Below are 15,241 nucleotides of genomic sequence, written 5' to 3' on the forward strand. Positions count from 1 at the left end.
GTAGTGATGCTACTGCTTTCGATGTGCGACACATTGCTGGTGCTTCATGATCGTCCCCGGGACACTTGAGCGGTGAATACCCGTGACTCGCTCCTCGCTGCCCTCGTCGCGACCATCTGGGGCTTCAACTTCGTCGTCATCGACTGGGGCATGGCCGATGTCCCACCGCTGCTCTTCGTCGCCCTCCGGTTCGTCGCCGTCGTGCTGCCCGCCATCTTCTTCATCCCGCGCCCGGCCGCCCCGTGGCGCAGCATCCTGGCGATCGGGGTGTTCATGTCGCTCGGCCAGTTCGGCTTCCTGTACGTCGCGATGGCGGCCGGCATGCCGCCGGGACTCGCCGCCCTCGTGCTGCAGGCGCAGGTCGTGTTCACGATCGTGATCGCGGCCGGCGTGTTGCGGGAGGTGCCGACCATCGCGCAGTCCGCCGGGGTGGCGCTCGGGGTGGTGGGACTGGTCGTCGTCGGCCTCGGACGCGGCGGCCACGTCACCCTCGCCGCCCTCAGCCTGTGCCTGCTCGGGGCGCTGTCGTGGGGAATCGGCAACGTCGTGGCGCGCGCGACCAAGGTGCCCGGCGGTCTCTCGCTCACCGTGTGGTCGGCACTGGTCGTGCCGGTCCCGCTGCTCGCCCTGTCGTTGGTCATCGACGGCCCGACCGCGGTCGCGACGGCGCTGGCCGGCTTCAGCTGGCAGGCAGCGCTGTCCACGCTCTACACGGCAGGACTGGCCTCGCTGGTGGGCTACGGCATCTTCAACACCCTGCTGGCGCGCTGGCCCTCGAGCGCCGTCGTACCGTGGGTGCTGCTTGCTCCTGTGGTGGCCATGGCCTCCGCGTGGGCGCTCCTCGACCAGCGTCCCAACGCTGCCGAGGTCGGCGGGGGAGTGCTCCTGCTGGTCGGTGTCCTGGTGGCACTGCGGCCACGCAGCGCCGTACAAGAACAAGATGATCTCGTGGAGGAAGACCTGTGCCTGACGTGAAGATCGGCGACCGCACGGTCGCCCAGCTCGGCTTCGGCGCCATGCGCCTGACGGGGGCAGCCCCGTTCGGTGACGCGCCCGACCGCGACACCGCCATCGCGGTCGCGCGCGCTGCCGTCGAGGGCGGCTGCCAGCTCGTCGACACCGCCGACGCCTATGCGCTGGGCCTCAACGAGGAGCTCGTCGCCGAGGCGTTGAGCCCGTACGGCGACGACGTGCTGATCGCGACGAAGGCCGGCCAGGCCAGGCCGGGCACGCGGTGGGTGCCGCTCGGACGACCGGACTACCTGATCCAGCAGGCCCACGTGTCACGGCTGAGGCTCAAGCTCGACGTGATCCCGCTCTTCCAGCTGCACCGCGTCGACCCGACGGTGCCGCTCGCAGACCAGGCCGGGGCGTTGAAGGACCTGCTCGACGACGGTGTCGTGGCCGCCGTCGGGCTCTCCCAGGTGAGCGTCGCGCAGCTCGAGGAGTTCCGCAGCATCGTGCCCATCGCGTCGGTGCAGAACAAGTTCTCCATCTCCGACCGCTCCGATGACGACGTGCTCGAGCACTGCGAGCGTGAGGGCATCGCCTTCCTGCCGTGGCGACCGCTCGAGGTGTCGGACGCGGTGGCTGCGACCGTGCAGCCGATCGCGGACCGGCTCGGTGCGACCCCGTCGCAGGTCGCGCTGGCGTGGCTGCTCCAGCGCTCGTCAGTGATGCTGCCGATCCCGGGCACCGCCTCCTTGGAGCACCTCGCGCAGAACCTGGCGGCCCGGGACCTCACCCTCGATGACGAAGCGCTGGCCGCGCTGGGCTAGAGGGGCCTCGGTTTCGACACGGCGCTGGCGCGCCTGCTCAACCAGCGGGCAGCGCCGCGCGACCCGCCTCCAGCCTCGCGACAGGGACGCGGAACGGCGAGCAGGAGACGTAGTCGAGCCCGACCTCGTGGAAGAAGTGGATCGAGGCGGGGTCGCCGCCGTGCTCGCCGCAGACGCCGAGGTGCAGGTCGGGGTTCGCCTCGCGGCCGTCGGTCGCGGCCTTGCGGACCAGTGCACCGACGCCCTCGACGTCCAGCGACTCGAACGGGGAGACCGGGAAGACGCCCTGCTCGAGGTAGGTGCTGAAGAACGAGGCCTCGACGTCGTCGCGGGAGAAGCCCCACGTCATCTGCGTCAGGTCGTTGGTGCCGAAGGAGAAGAACTCCGCCGACCCGGCGATCTCGCCGGCCGTCATGGCGGCGCGCGGCAGCTCGATCATCGTGCCGATCTTGTGCGGGATGGTGACCCCGAGCTCGGTCTCGACGTCGCGGGCGATGTGCTCGATCCGGCCCTTGACCAGGTCGAGCTCGCGCACGCTGGCCACCAGCGGGATCATGATCTCGGGCTCGGCCTGACCACCGTCGCGGATCCGCTCGGCCGCGGCTTCCAGGATCGCGCGCGCCTGCATCGTGAACAGCCCCGGGATGGCGATGCCGAGACGCACACCGCGCAGGCCCAGCATCGGGTTGGACTCGTGCAGCCGCTGGACCGCAGCCAGGAGCTTGCGCTGCCGCTTCTTGCGGTGGCCGTGGATGTCGGCGACCGCCATCGCGACCGAGAGATCGGTGAGGTCGGGCAGGAACTCGTGCAGGGGCGGGTCGATCAGGCGGATCGTGACGGGCAACCCGTCCATCGCCTCGAAGATCTCCAGGAAGTCCTGACGCTGCAGCGGCAACAGCTCGTCGAGCGCTGCCTTCTGCCCCTCGTCGCCCTCGGCCACGATGAGGTTCTCGACGAGCTGGCGACGTTCGCCGAGGAACATGTGCTCGGTGCGGCACAGTCCGATGCCCTGCGCTCCGAAGCGGCGGGCGCGGGCCGCGTCGTCTGCGGTGTCGGCGTTGGTGCGCACCGCGAGCCGTCGCTTGGAGTCGGCGTGCGCCATCAGCCGGGCGACGGCCTCGACGAGGGGTTCGTCGACCTCCTCGCCCTCGAAGTGGCGCACCACGAAGGAGTCGGCGACCGCGACGGCCCCGTCGAAGACCTCGCCGGTCGACCCGTCGATCGAGATGACGTCGCCCTCGACGATCGTCTTGCCACCGCGGACGGTGAACTCGCCCGCGCGGGTGTCCACGTCGAGCGCCTCGGCGCCGCAGACGCAGGTGCGGCCCATGCCGCGGGCGACCACGGCCGCGTGCGAGGTCTTGCCGCCGCGGCTGGTCAGCACGCCCTTGGCGACCATCATCCCGTGCAGGTCCTCGGGGGTGGTCTCCTTGCGCACGAGGATGACGTCCTCGCCCTGCTCGGCCCACTCCACCGCCGTCGCCCAGTCGAAGACCGCCTTGCCGACGGCCGCACCGGGAGAGGCGTTCATGCCGACGGCCAGCAGCGTCTTGTCCGCCTTGGCGTCGAAGCGCGGGAACATCGTGTTGGCCAGCTGGTCGCCGGTGACCCGCCGCAGGGCCTCGTCCATGTCGATCAGGCCCTCGTCGGCCATGTGTACGGCGATGCGGAACGCGGCTTCGGGAGTGCGCTTGCCGACCCGGGTCTGCAGCATCCACAGCTTGCCCTGCTCGACGGTGAACTCGATGTCGCACATGTCGCGGTAGTGCTGCTCGAGCGTGGACATGATGTCGAGCAGCTGGTCGTGCGATGCCTGGTCGACCTTCGCCATGTCGGCCAGGGACACCGTGTTGCGGATGCCCGCGACCACGTCCTCGCCCTGGGCGTTCTGGAGGTAGTCGCCGTACACGCCCTGGTCGCCGGAGGCGGGATCGCGGGTGAAGGCGACACCGGAGCCGCTGGTCATGCCGCGGTTGCCGAAGACCATCGCCTGGATGTTGACGGCCGTGCCGAGGTCCTCGGGGATGCGCTCCTGGCGGCGGTAGAGGACGGCCCGGTCGGTGTTCCACGAGTCGAAGACGGCCTTGACCGCGAGGTCCATCTGCCGGCGCGGGTCCTGCGGGAACTCGATCTCGGCGTGCTCGCGGATCAACGCCTTGAAGGTCTCGACCAGGGCCTTGAGGTCGTCGACGTCGAGGTCGAGGTCGTCGGTGACGCCCTTGGCGTCCTTGGCGCCGTCGAGCGCGTCGGAGAAGTGCTCGCCGTGGATGCCCAGCACAGTGCCGCCGAACATCTGCAGCAGCCGACGGTAGGAGTCCATGGCGAAGCGCTCGTCCTCGCTCTGGCGCGCGAGCCCGACGACGGACTCGTCGTTGAGGCCGATGTTGAGCACTGTCTCCATCATCCCGGGCATCGAGAACGCCGCGCCGGAGCGGACGCTCACGAGCAACGGGTCGTCGGCGTCGCCGAGGGTGCGGCCCATGTCCTTCTCGAGCTTGGCGAGGTGGTCGTCCACCTCGGCGGCCAGGCCGTCCGGCTCGGTCCCGTGCTGGAGGTAGGCCCGGCAGGCCTCGGTGGTGATGGTGAACCCGGGCGGCACCGGCAGCCCCAGGTTGCTCATCTCCGCAAGATTGGCGCCCTTGCCCCCCAGCAGGTCCTTCTTGCTCTTGTCTCCCTCGGCGAAGTCGTAGACCCAGTTGCTCATACGTTGCATCTTGCCCCCAGGCGAGCCGCTTCGGACAGGGGGTCCGGTCGCGACCGGGTCGTCAGCTGCCGGACTCGGTGTACGTCGACGAGCCGCCGACCCCGCCCAGGACCGCCGCCTCGATCCGCCGTGCCGTGAAGTCCGTCGCACGTTCGCGCACCTGCGCCGGCGTGCAGAACTGTGCGTCGCGGATCTCGCGCTCCTGCTTGACGATCGTCTCGACGATCGCTGCGGCGTGGACCCCGCCGTCGAAGACCAGGCAGATCGCGTCGTCCCACCCTCCCCACGGTGGCAGCCAGTCGGTGAGCAGCAGGTCGCCGGCAGGGATGGTGAGGCCGAGCTCCTCCTCCACCTCGCGGCTGACCGCGAGGCGGGGTGACTCGCCCACCTCGACCACGCCACCGGGCAGGTCCCAGTCGGTCTTGTAGGTGAGCTGGCACACCAGCACGCGCCCGAGCTCGTCGCGGATCAGCATCTGGCTGATCGCCCGCTTGCGCGGCAGGAACGAGTTGAGCAGCGCGCGGAAGCCACCGGGCTCGTCGAGGGGCGCGTCGGTGCTGAGCCGTGCGTAGACGATGCGGTCCACGGCCTCGTCGCCGAGGGTCACTCCGCGCATCACGCCTTCGCGGTGCATCCCGGACCAGGTCGCCACCCGCTGACCGGTCTTGTCGTCGGGGTCGACCCAGACCTCGACGCGGGCGTGCTCGACGAGTGCGGCGCTGACCTCGCGGCGTACGTCCTCGACCGAGTGCTCGTGGCCCCAGGCGAGGCGCGCGATGCCCTCGGCCACCGTGGTCACGTCGATCGGCTGCATCACCCGGTCTTGTCGATCAACGCTGTTCTCCTCGGCCACAGCGCCACCCTAGCGAGGGCTGGGAGGGCTAGCGCACGACGTCGAAGCGCGCCATCATGCCGTGGTCCTCGTGGTCGAGCATGTGGCAGTGGATCATGAACGGTCCGGTGTAGTCCTCGAACCGGGCCGCCACCTCCACGACCTCGCCGGGCTCCAGGCGCCAGGTGTCCTCGAGGCCCTGCTCCCACGGCGGTGGGGCCTTCCCGTCGCGCAGGACGGTGCGCCACTGCTCGGCGTGGATGTGCACGTAGTGGGTCAGGTCGCTGGTGTTGCGCAGGCGCCACCGCTCGACGGTGCCGAGGCGGGCCCGGTGGTCGACCCGCTCCGGGTCGTAGGCGTGCTCGTTGACCGACCAGAAGGTCCCGTGCTCCTTGGTGCCGTCGAGCCCGAACGTCCAGGTCTTCGACACCTTCTTGGGCACGCGCACCAGGTCGGGTGCGGGCAGGCGTGCGGGCAGCCGCGACGGGTCGGCCGCCTCGGCGCCCACCCGGAACTGCATGAGCGCCGCCGCGCGCGCGTCGTCACCGGACTGGCCGGCGGTGGCGGGCACCGAGTCGAGCACGAGGTCGCGGCCGCTGGCCCCGTGGAAGTCGACGATCACGTCCGCGCGCTGGGCGGGGCCGAGCAGCACCCGGTCGCGCACCACCGGCCGCGAGAGCAGGCCGTTGCCGGTGCCGATCTGGAGCAGCGGCCGGCCGTCGGAGAGCCCGATCGAGTAGGCCGAGAAGTGGGACGCGTTGAGCAGTCGCAGCCGGTAGCGCGTCGCGCTCACCGGGAGGTACGGCGCGTGCCGACCGTTCACGAGCACGTGCGTGCCCACCGTGGCGTCGTTGGGCGGCGCGTGCGGCCCGACCCAGGCCATCGCCCCGTGGTGCCCGACCATCCGCGGCCCCTGCGCGAACGGGTTGGTGAGCGCGTTGTCGCTGCGGAAGGACCGGTCGGAGATCATCAGCGGCACGTCGCGGCTGCCCGCCGGCAACCGAAGCCTCGACTCGCTCGGGTCCTCGACCACGAACATGCCCTGCAGTCCGCGCCAGTTGTTGCGAGCCGTCCGGTCCATGCGGTGGTCGTGGTAGAAGAAGAATGAGCTCGGCTCCGGCAGCCCGCCGTAGGTCAGGGGGTAGTCGTAGGTGCGTGACTTCCCGGGGCGCACCAGGTGGGTCGTCGGCTGTCCGTCGTGCTCGGGCGCGTGGTGGTCGCCGTGCAGGTGCACCGTCATCGCGCCCGCCTTGCGGGGCAACCGGTGCACGAACCGCACCCGCGTCTCGCGACCTGCCGGGCGGACGATGGTGGGGCCGGGGTAGCTCCCGCCGTACGTCCACATCCGGGTCGTCGGTCCGGACGCCAGCATCCGCACGCGCGCCTCGCGGATCGGCACGGTGATCCGCGCACCCCGCACCTCCCGGGGTACGGCGAGTGGCTGGTCGAAGGACGGCAGCTGCGGCGTCACCGTCCCGCCACCGCCCTCGACCCGCACCTGTCCGCGCATCTGCGGGTGCAGCTTGCAGAAGAAGTCGTAGGCGCCCTCGGCCAGCGCCTCGACGCCGGTGACGGTGGCGCTGGTCCCGGCCGCGACGCGCACGTCGAACAGGGGAGCACCGGCGGTGTCGGTGGCGACCGAGGTGACGGTGTGGTCGAAGGTGTCGAGGTTGACCAGCGTGAGCGAGCCGCCCCCGCCGAGGGTAACCGTGGCGGGGGAGAACGACACCGCGCCGCGGTTCACGACGATCGTGGCGGACCCGGACGATGCGGTGGCACCGGCGCCCGGGGACGATCCCGGCGCGGCCGTGAGGGCGAGGGCGAGCGCGAGCCACAGCAGGCCCAGCAGCCAGGGGACGCGTCGAAGCCGGTGGTTCGGGATCACCGGCCAGTTATCGCACGCCGAGCGGGGCGCACGGGGCACGAACGGCCCGGCTATACGCCAACGTGGGGATGACGGGCCCCTGCGCCGGTAGAACAGTGATGGGCTCCACTCTCACATCTCAGGAGTCGCTCATGCGGGTTCTCAGCTCAGCACGCGCAGGAATCGCTGTGGCCTGCGCAGCAGTCATGGTGACGGCACCGGTCCTGGTGTCCACCACGGCAACGGCCAGGACGGCCGAGGCCGCAATCCAGTCCATCACCATCAAGGTCGCCAAGCAGGCGATCACGGTCCGCGGGGCCCGTGGTCTGGACGCCGGCCGCGTCAAGGTCAACGTCAAGGGGGCAGGAGCCGCCGAGATCGTCAGGTTCGACCGGGGTTACGAGGACCGGGAGTTCATGAAGGACCTCGCGGCCGCCGGCAAGGGCGACATCAAGGCCCTCAAGCGAGCCATCGCCAACGTCGAGTTCCTCGGCGGCTTCGAGTCGGGTGGCAGCGGGACCGTCGTCCTGCCCGGCGCCGGCGAGTACACCGTCTTCTCCTTCGCGTCCCGCGACCTGGCCCACTTCCGCGCCGGAGCCGTGCGGAAGGCCCCGAAGCCCGACGTTGACGGCAAGATCGTCGCCAGGTCCGGCCCGACGTGGGGTGGCTCGTCGATGATGCCGGCGAAGGGCGCGTTCTGGTTCAAGAACGCCGACCGGACCGTCCCGCACTTCGTGATCCTGCAGCAGGTCGAGGAGGGCACCACGACCGATGAGGTGCTGAAGTTCCTGCAGACCGAGGAGGGCCCGCCGCCGTTCCTCAAGGCCGGCATGGAGACCGCGTCGATCAGCTCAGGTCGCTCGATGACGGTGAACTACGACCTGCCGCCCGGCCAGTACGTGATCATGTGCTTCTTCCCCGACCCCAACATGGGCGGCATGCCGCACGCGTTGATGGGGATGCTGAAGATGATCCACCTGCACTGACGTGAGGGTCACCCCTCGTGACGGAACCACACCGTCGCGAGGGGTGGCACCACGATGTCGGCGTAGGCCGGCTGCCCGTTCGTCGCACCCGCGAGCGCGGTGATGCCGCCGAGGTTGCCGACACCCGATCCGGTGTACGCCGCCGCGTCGGTGTTCAAGATCTCCGCCCAGCTCCCGGCCGCCGGCAGGGGGAGCCGGTAGCCCTCGTGCGGGACGGCCGAGAAGTTGGCCAGGCACACGACGTCCGGCTCGCCGGGGGAGCGGCGGACGAACGACAAGAGGTTGCGGTCGGCGTCGTTGGCGTCGAGCCACTGGAAGCCCTCGGGTGAGTTGTCCCGGCCCCACAGCGCGCCGGACGCGGTGTAGGCGCGGTTGAGGTCGCGCACCATCGAGTGCACGCCTGCGTGCTCGGGGTGCTCCAGCAGCCACCAGTCGAGCTCGCGGGACTCGGCCCACTCCGACTCCTGGCCGAACTCGCAGCCCATGAAGAGCAGCTGCTTGCCGGGATGGGCCCACATGTAGGCGAGGTAGGCGCGGAGGTTGGCGAGCTGCTGCCACCGGTCGCCGGGCATCTTGCGCAGCAGCGACCCCTTGCCGTGCACGACCTCGTCGTGGCTGATCGGCAGCACGTAGTTCTCGGTGAAGGCATAGACCAGCGAGAACGTCATCTGGCCGTGGTGGTGGCTGCGCCACAGCGGGTCGTGCGCGACGTAGCCCAGCGAGTCGTGCATCCAGCCCATGTTCCACTTGAAGCCGAAGCCCAGCCCGTCGTCGGAGGTCGGTCCGGTGACGGCCGGCCACGACGTCGACTCCTCGGCGATGGTGACGACCCCGGGCACCCGCTTGTAGACGGTGGCGTTCAGCTCCTGGAGGAACTGCACGGCCTCGAGGTTCTCCCGGCCGCCGTGGACGTTGGGGGTCCACTCGCCGGGCTCGCGGGCGTAGTCGAGGTAGAGCATCGAGGCGACGCCGTCGACGCGGAGGCCGTCGGCGTGGAACTCCTCGAGCCAGTAGAGCGCGTTGGCGTAGAGGAAGTTGCGGACCTCGTTGCGTCCGAAGTTGAAGATGTGCGAGCCCCACTCCTTGTGCCAGCCGCGCTGGGGGTTGGGGTCCTCGTAGAGCGGGGTGCCGTCGAAGTTGGCGAGCGCCCAGTCGTCGGTCGCGAAGTGGCCCGGGACCCAGTCGAGGATGACGCCGATGCCGGCCTGGTGCAGGCGGTCGATGAGCACCTTGAGCCCGTCGGGGTCGCCGAAGCGCGCGTCCGGCGCGAAGTAGGAGGTCACGTGGTAGCCCCACGAGCCGCCGAAGGGGTGCTGCATGACCGGCATCAGCTCGACGTGGGTGAAGCCGAGGTCGGCGAGGTAGGGCACGAGTGCGTCGGCGATCTGGTGCCAGTCGTAGAGCTCGGCCCCCTGCTCGTGCCGGCTGGGGTGCTTGCGCCAGGAGGCGAGGTGCATCTCGTAGATCGACATCGGCGCATCGACCGCGACGGTGGCAGCACGGGCCGCCAGCCACTCCTCGTCGTGCCAGGTGTGGTCGGAGGCCCAGACCACCGAGGCGGACCGTGGCGGCTTCTCGGCGTAGCGGGCCATCGGGTCGGCGTGGTCGACCCAGCTCCCGTCGGCCGTGCGGATGCGGAACTTGTAGTGGGCGCCGACCCCGATGCCATCGACGTGTGCGCTCCAGATGCCGGAGTCGCCGACGCGGACCATGGGGTGCCGGGCGCCGTCCCAGCCGGCCCAGTCGCCGGCCACCTGGACCTCGAGGGCGTTGGGGGCCCAGACCCGGAAGGACACCCCGCTGCCCTCGACCTGGGCGCCGAGCACCTTCCACAGCTCTTCGTGACGACCCTCGTGGATGAGGTGGATGTCGAGCTCGCCGGGGGCTCCGGTGTTCATCGTGACTCCGTCCTGTCCTGGGCCGCCTCGCGGGCCAGGCGGTCGAGTGCATCGAGCGGGATGGCCAGCCAGCCGGGCCGGTTGCGGGCTTCGTAGACGGCCTCGTAGACGGCCTTGTCGGCGACGTGGGCGTCGAGCAGGGTCTGCTCCGCGGCGGTGAGCTCGCGCTCGGCGTAGGCCGCGAGGAAGGCGTGGGAGTTGCGCTCGGACCACTCGGCGGCGCGGTAGGCCTGCTGGCCCTCCTCGTCCACGTCGGCGTCGAGCGCGTAGCTGGTCATCGTCACCGCACGCGGCGCGTAGTCGAAGGAGCGCAGCATCCCCGCGACGTCACGCCACGGCGAGTCGGGCAGGAGCCGCTCGGACAGGGGCTTGGCCGGCTCGCCCTCGAAGTCGACGATCTTCCAGCCCTTGACGGTGCGCAGCGTCTGGCCGAGGTGCAGGTCGCCGTGGATCTGCTGCACGGGCACGTCGGCCAGGCCCGCCACTGCGTCGTACGTCGCCTGCAGGGCCGGCGCATGGTCCGCGAGCGCAGGCACCACGTCGATCGCGGCGCTCAACCGCTCGCGCATCGCCCCGGCCAGGGCGGCCATCTCGTCGGCCGAGCGCACGGACACCGGGAAGTGTGCGGCCAGCGTCTCGTGCGTCTCGGCCAGGGCGCGACCCAGGCGCGCGGCCTCGCCGGCGAAGTCGCCTCCGACCTCGTCGGCGTGCAGGTCGGCCTCGGCGAACAGGTTGCGCACGCTGGCCAGCGCCAGCTCCCAGCCGTCGGTGGCGGTGCGGAGGAACTGCTGGAGCATCGCGAGCTGGATGGTCGAGTCCGTCGTCTCGTCGACGACGTCGAGCCAGCCGAAGAGGGCGGCCACGTGGTCGGAGCCGGCGCGGGTGAGCACCTCGTGGATCGACACGTCGGGATTGACGCCGGGCGTGACCTTGCGGAAGACCTTCATCAGCGAGTCCTCGCCGAAGGCGACCGAGGAGTTGGACTGCTCGCCGGTGAAGAGCGTCGAGTGGGCGTCGGTGTCGAGCTCGTGGCCGGCGACGCGGTGGAACGCGAGCAGGTCGGCGGTGACCTTGCCGTCGGCAGCGGCCGCGAAGGCCTGCAGCCACAGGGCCATCGCCTGCCGGTCGTGCACCGCGTCGTAGGCGACGAGCTCGCGCCCACCCTCGGTGAGGGTGCCGATCTGCGCGTGGTCGAGGCGCTCCTCGCGGTGCGGGTAGAGCGCGAGCGGGACCTGGTAGAACTCGGGGTCGGCGCCGGCCGGCGCATCGGCGTACGAGATCTCCACCAGCTCGATGACGACGGTGAGGTCCGGCGTCGAGCCCGGCAGCGTGCCGACCCTGCGGACCTCGCCGACCTCCCAGTCGCGGCCCTTGCCGCCGAACCAGCGGGCGTGCTCGATGTAGTCCTTCAGTGCCGGGGCAAGCGTCATGCGTGGCCTTCCTCGCTGGGCTGTCCGTCGATCAACCGCATCCAGTAGAAGCCGTACCCGCCGAGCGTGAGGAGATACGGCAGCTCGCCGATCGCGGGGAACGGGACGCCGCCCAGCAGCTCGATCGGGACCATGCCCTCCCACGGGCGCAGGTCGAGCTCGACCGGCTGCGGGAAGCGGGACAGGTTGTTGATGCACAAGATGACGTCGTGCGACCCGTCCGCGTCGACGTGCTCGCGGATGTAGGAGAGCACCGTCGGGTTGGAGCCGCCGAGGTCGGTGAACGTGCCGAGCCCGAAGGCGGGGTGCCGCCGCCGGGCGTGCACGAGTCGGCGGGTCCAGTGCAGCAGCGAGGAGGAGTTCTCCAGCTGTGCCTCGACGTTGACCGACTGGTAGCCGTAGACCGGGTCCTGGATCGCGGGCAGGTGGAGCCTGCCGGGCGTGGCCGAGGAGAAGCCCGCGTTGCGGTCGGGGGTCCACTGCATCGGGGTGCGGACACCGTCGCGATCACCCAGCCAGATGTTGTCGCCCATCCCGATCTCGTCGCCGTAGTAGAGCACCGGCGAGCCGGGCAGCGACAGGAGCAGCGCGGTGAACAGCTCCATCCGGTTGGTGTCGTTGTCGAGGAGCGGGGCGAGCCGGCGCCGGATGCCGATGTTGGCCTTCATCCGGGGGTCCTGGGCGTATTCGCCCCACATGTAGTCGCGGTCCTCGTCGGTCACCATCTCGAGCGTCAGCTCGTCGTGGTTGCGCAGGAAGATGCCCCACTGGCAGCCGTCGGGGATCGCCGGCGTCTGTTCGAGGATCTCGGAGATCGGGAACCGCGACTCGCGTCGCACAGCCATGAAGATACGCGGCATGACGGGGAAGTGGAACGCCATGTGGCACTCGGGGCCGTCTTCGTCGCCGAAGTAGGCAACCACGTCGGCGGGCCACTGGTTGGCCTCGCAGAGCAGCACCCGACCGGGGTAGTTGGCGTCGACGAACTGGCGGCAGCGCTTGAGGAACTCGTGGGTCTCGGGGAGGTTCTCGCCGTTGGTGCCGGGGCGCTCGAAGAGGTAGGGCACGGCGTCGAGGCGGAAGCCGTCCAGGCCCATGTCGAGCCAGAACGCCATCGCCTCCATGATCGCTTCCTGGACCTTGGGGTTGTCGAAGTTGAGGTCGGGCTGGTGGTGGAAGAACCGGTGCCAGTAGTACTGCTGGCGCACCGGGTCCCACGTCCAGTTCGACGGCTCGGTGTCGACGAAGATGATCCGCGCGTCCTGGTAGAGCTCGTCGGTGTCGGACCACACGTAGAAGTCGCCGTAGGGCCCGGTCGGGTCCTGGCGGCTGGCCTGGAACCACGGGTGGGCGTCCGAGGTGTGGTTCATGACGAAGTCGATGATCACCCGGATGTCGCGCTTGTGGCACTCGTCGAGGAACTCGTGGAAGTCCTCGGTCGTGCCGCACTCGGGAAGGATGTCGGTGTAGTCGGCCACGTCGTAGCCGCCGTCGCGCAGGGGCGAGGTGAAGAAGGGCGGCACCCACAAGCAGTCGACGCCGAGCCAGTGGAGGTAGTCGAGCTTCTCGATCAGGCCCTTGAAGTCACCGGTCCCGTCGCCGTTGGAGTCGCGGAACGAGCGGACGAGCACCTCGTAGAAGACCGCGGTGCGGAACCACTCCGTGTCGGTGCCCGTGTTCAGGATCTGGGTGGCGTCACTGCTCAACGGGGGTTCCTCACGGTCAGGATGTGGGCGGGTTCGGTGCCGGGGTCGAGCCGGACGTAGTTGTCGGTGCTCCAGGTCCAGTCCTCGCCGCTGAGCTCGTCGTGCACGGCGAAGGACTCCTGCCCCTCCAGGCCGAGGGCGGCCAGGTCGAGGTGCACCATCGTCTCGCGGGTGCCGTGCGGGTCGAGGTTGACCACCACGATCACGACGTCATCGGGCTCCCCGGCGGTCGAGCCCGTCGAGATCTTGGAGAAGACCAGCACGCTGTCGTCGTCGCTGCCGTGGACCGTCAGGTTGCGCAGCAGCTGCAGCGCCGGGTGGGCACGCCGCAGGGCGTTGAGCCTGGTGATGTACGGCGCCAGCGACCGCCCGTCGGCATCCGCCTGCTTCCAGTCGCGGATCCGGATCTGGTACTTCTCCGAGTCGAGGTACTCCTCGGACCCCGGGCGCACCGCGACGTGCTCGAACAGCTCGTAGCCGGCGTAGACGCCCCAGCTCGGCGAGCCGCAGGCGGCCAGCACCGCGCGGATCTTGAACGCCGCGGGACCGCCGTACTGCAGATAGGCGTGCAGGATGTCGGGGGTGTTGACGAAGAAGTTGGGCCGCATCAGGTGGTCGGACTCGGTGGCCACCTCGGTGAGGTAGGACGCGAGCTCGGCCTTGGTGGTGCGCCAGGTGAAGTAGGTGTAGCTCTGGTGATAGCCGACGGCGCCCAGGCCGTGCATCATCGCCGGGCGGGTGAACGCCTCGGACAGGAAGAGCACGTCGGGGTCGGTGCGGCGGACCTCCTTGAGCAGCCACTCCCAGAAGGCCAGTGGCTTGGTGTGCGGGTTGTCGACGCGGAAGATCCGCACGCCGTGGGACATCCAGAGCCGCACGACGCGCAACACCTCGCGGCAGATGCCGGTCGGGTCGTTGTCGAAGTTCATCGGGTAGATGTCCTGGTACTTCTTCGGCGGGTTCTCCGCGTAGGCGATCGTGCCGTCGGCGCGAGTGGTGAAGAACTGCGGGTGGCTGGTCACCCAGGGGTGGTCGGGCGCCGCCTGCAGGGCGAGGTCGAGCGCGACCTCGAGCCCGAGCTCCGCGGCGCGGGCGACGAACGCGTCGAAGTCCTCGAAGGTGCCGAGCTCGGGGTGGATCGCGTCGTGCCCGCCGTCCTTGCTGCCGATGGCCCACGGCGACCCGGTGTCGTCGGGACCCGGGGTGAGGGTGTTGTTGGGGCCCTTGCGGTTGACCTCGCCGATGGGGTGGATGGGCGGCAGGTAGACCACGTCGAAGCCCATCGCCGCCACGGCGTCGAGGCGCTCGGCCGCGGTCCGGAAGGTGCCGGACGTGATCCGGCCCGTCTTCTCGTCCTGCGTCGCACCCTCGGAGCGCGGGAAGAACTCGTACCAGGAGCTGAACAGGGCGCGGTTGCGGTCGACCTGGAACGGATAGGGGCCCTCGTGGGTGACCAGCTCGCGCAGCGGGTGCCGGGTGAGCACGTCGACCAGCTCGGGGCTCTGCAGCGCCGCCAGCCGGGCCGCGACCGGGCGCGTGTCGTCGGCCGCCGCGTGGGCGCCGCCGCTGAGGATGCCGACCTCGCGGTCATCCAGGCCACCGCCGGCGATCACGCGGTTGAGCAGCAGGCGCGCCTCGGTGAACATCAGCTCGACGTCCACGCCCGCCGGGACCTTCAGCCCGGCGTCGTGCTCCCAGGTCGCGAGCGGGTCGGACCAGGCCTGGATCTCGAAGCTCCAGGCGCCCTCGACGTCAGGGGTGACCCACGCCTCGTAGCGGTCGGGCACCTCGGCGTGCTTCGTCATCCGGACCGGTGGGCGCTTGGTCCCGCCCGGGTCGGTGAGCACGACCTCGGCGCTCAGCTGGTCATGTCCCTCACGGAAGACGGAGGCACGGATGGGCAGGGGCTCGCCGATGGTCGCCTTGGCTGCGTGACGGCCAAGGTCGACGACGGGGGAGACGTCCATGACGGGGATACGGCCAACCATGCGTCCACACTTGCGACTCGGCGGGCCGCACGCAAGCCGGGGACATGCAGCGACG

The 15,241-nt window shown here is 70.2% G+C and carries 10 protein-coding genes; 3 read left to right on the forward strand and 7 right to left on the reverse strand.

Annotated elements, in window-relative coordinates; translation table 11 throughout:
- Positions 1-72: 72 nt before the first annotated feature.
- The gene (locus tag CF8_RS07070; RefSeq protein ID WP_010832443.1) at positions 73-975 is read left to right on the forward strand and encodes an EamA family transporter; all 903 of its coding nucleotides are present in this window, start codon (positions 73-75) and stop codon (positions 973-975) included.
- A complete protein-coding gene (locus tag CF8_RS07075; RefSeq protein WP_010832444.1) occupies positions 963-1,778 on the forward strand; it encodes an aldo/keto reductase in 816 nt (271 codons plus the stop codon). The genes CF8_RS07070 and CF8_RS07075 overlap by 13 nt, the downstream gene beginning before the upstream one ends.
- Positions 1,779-1,815: 37 nt before the next feature.
- Here the strand turns inward: CF8_RS07075 and ppdK are convergent, their stop codons facing one another.
- The 3 genes from ppdK to CF8_RS07090 form a co-directional block, all read right to left on the reverse strand.
- Complete coding sequence (ppdK, locus tag CF8_RS07080; protein WP_010832445.1) at positions 1,816-4,482, reverse strand: pyruvate, phosphate dikinase; 2,667 nt, start codon at positions 4,480-4,482, stop codon at positions 1,816-1,818.
- Between the two features lie 61 nt (positions 4,483-4,543).
- Positions 4,544-5,335 carry an NUDIX domain-containing protein gene (locus tag CF8_RS07085; protein WP_010832446.1) on the reverse strand — a complete coding sequence of 264 codons (792 nt, stop codon included), beginning with the start codon at positions 5,333-5,335 and terminating at the stop codon, positions 4,544-4,546.
- A gap of 28 nt (positions 5,336-5,363) precedes the next feature.
- A complete protein-coding gene (locus tag CF8_RS07090) occupies positions 5,364-7,199 on the reverse strand; it encodes a multicopper oxidase domain-containing protein (protein ID WP_010832447.1) in 1,836 nt (611 codons plus the stop codon).
- A 185-nt stretch (positions 7,200-7,384) separates the two neighbouring features.
- Between CF8_RS07090 and CF8_RS07095 the strand changes: the two genes are divergently transcribed.
- Complete coding sequence (locus tag CF8_RS07095) at positions 7,385-8,164, forward strand: hypothetical protein (protein WP_010832448.1); 780 nt, start codon at positions 7,385-7,387, stop codon at positions 8,162-8,164.
- A gap of 8 nt (positions 8,165-8,172) precedes the next feature.
- On the opposite strand, the gene glgB is transcribed toward CF8_RS07095, so the two are convergent.
- Genes glgB through CF8_RS07115 form a run of 4 tightly spaced genes read right to left on the reverse strand, consistent with a single transcriptional unit; the run spans position 8,173 to position 15,186 of the window.
- The gene (glgB, locus tag CF8_RS07100; protein ID WP_010832449.1) at positions 8,173-10,062 is read right to left on the reverse strand and encodes a 1,4-alpha-glucan branching protein GlgB; all 1,890 of its coding nucleotides are present in this window, start codon (positions 10,060-10,062) and stop codon (positions 8,173-8,175) included.
- Positions 10,059-11,492: a maltokinase N-terminal cap-like domain-containing protein gene (locus tag CF8_RS07105; RefSeq protein ID WP_010832450.1), complete on the reverse strand. Its 1,434-nt coding sequence runs from the start codon at positions 11,490-11,492 to the stop codon at positions 10,059-10,061. The genes glgB and CF8_RS07105 overlap by 4 nt, the downstream gene beginning before the upstream one ends.
- Positions 11,489-13,198 (reverse strand): maltose alpha-D-glucosyltransferase, encoded by a 1,710-nt coding sequence (gene treS, locus CF8_RS07110; RefSeq protein ID WP_010832451.1) that lies wholly within the window; start codon positions 13,196-13,198, stop codon positions 11,489-11,491. The genes CF8_RS07105 and treS overlap by 4 nt, the downstream gene beginning before the upstream one ends.
- Entirely contained in the window at positions 13,195-15,186 is a 1,992-nt protein-coding gene (locus CF8_RS07115; protein WP_036490465.1) for an alpha-1,4-glucan--maltose-1-phosphate maltosyltransferase, read from the reverse strand. The genes treS and CF8_RS07115 overlap by 4 nt, the downstream gene beginning before the upstream one ends.
- Between the last annotated feature and the right edge of the window lie 55 nt (positions 15,187-15,241).

The sequence above is a fragment of the Nocardioides sp. CF8 genome (assembly GCF_000389985.1).
GTDB lineage: Bacteria > Actinomycetota > Actinomycetes > Propionibacteriales > Nocardioidaceae > Nocardioides > Nocardioides allogilvus.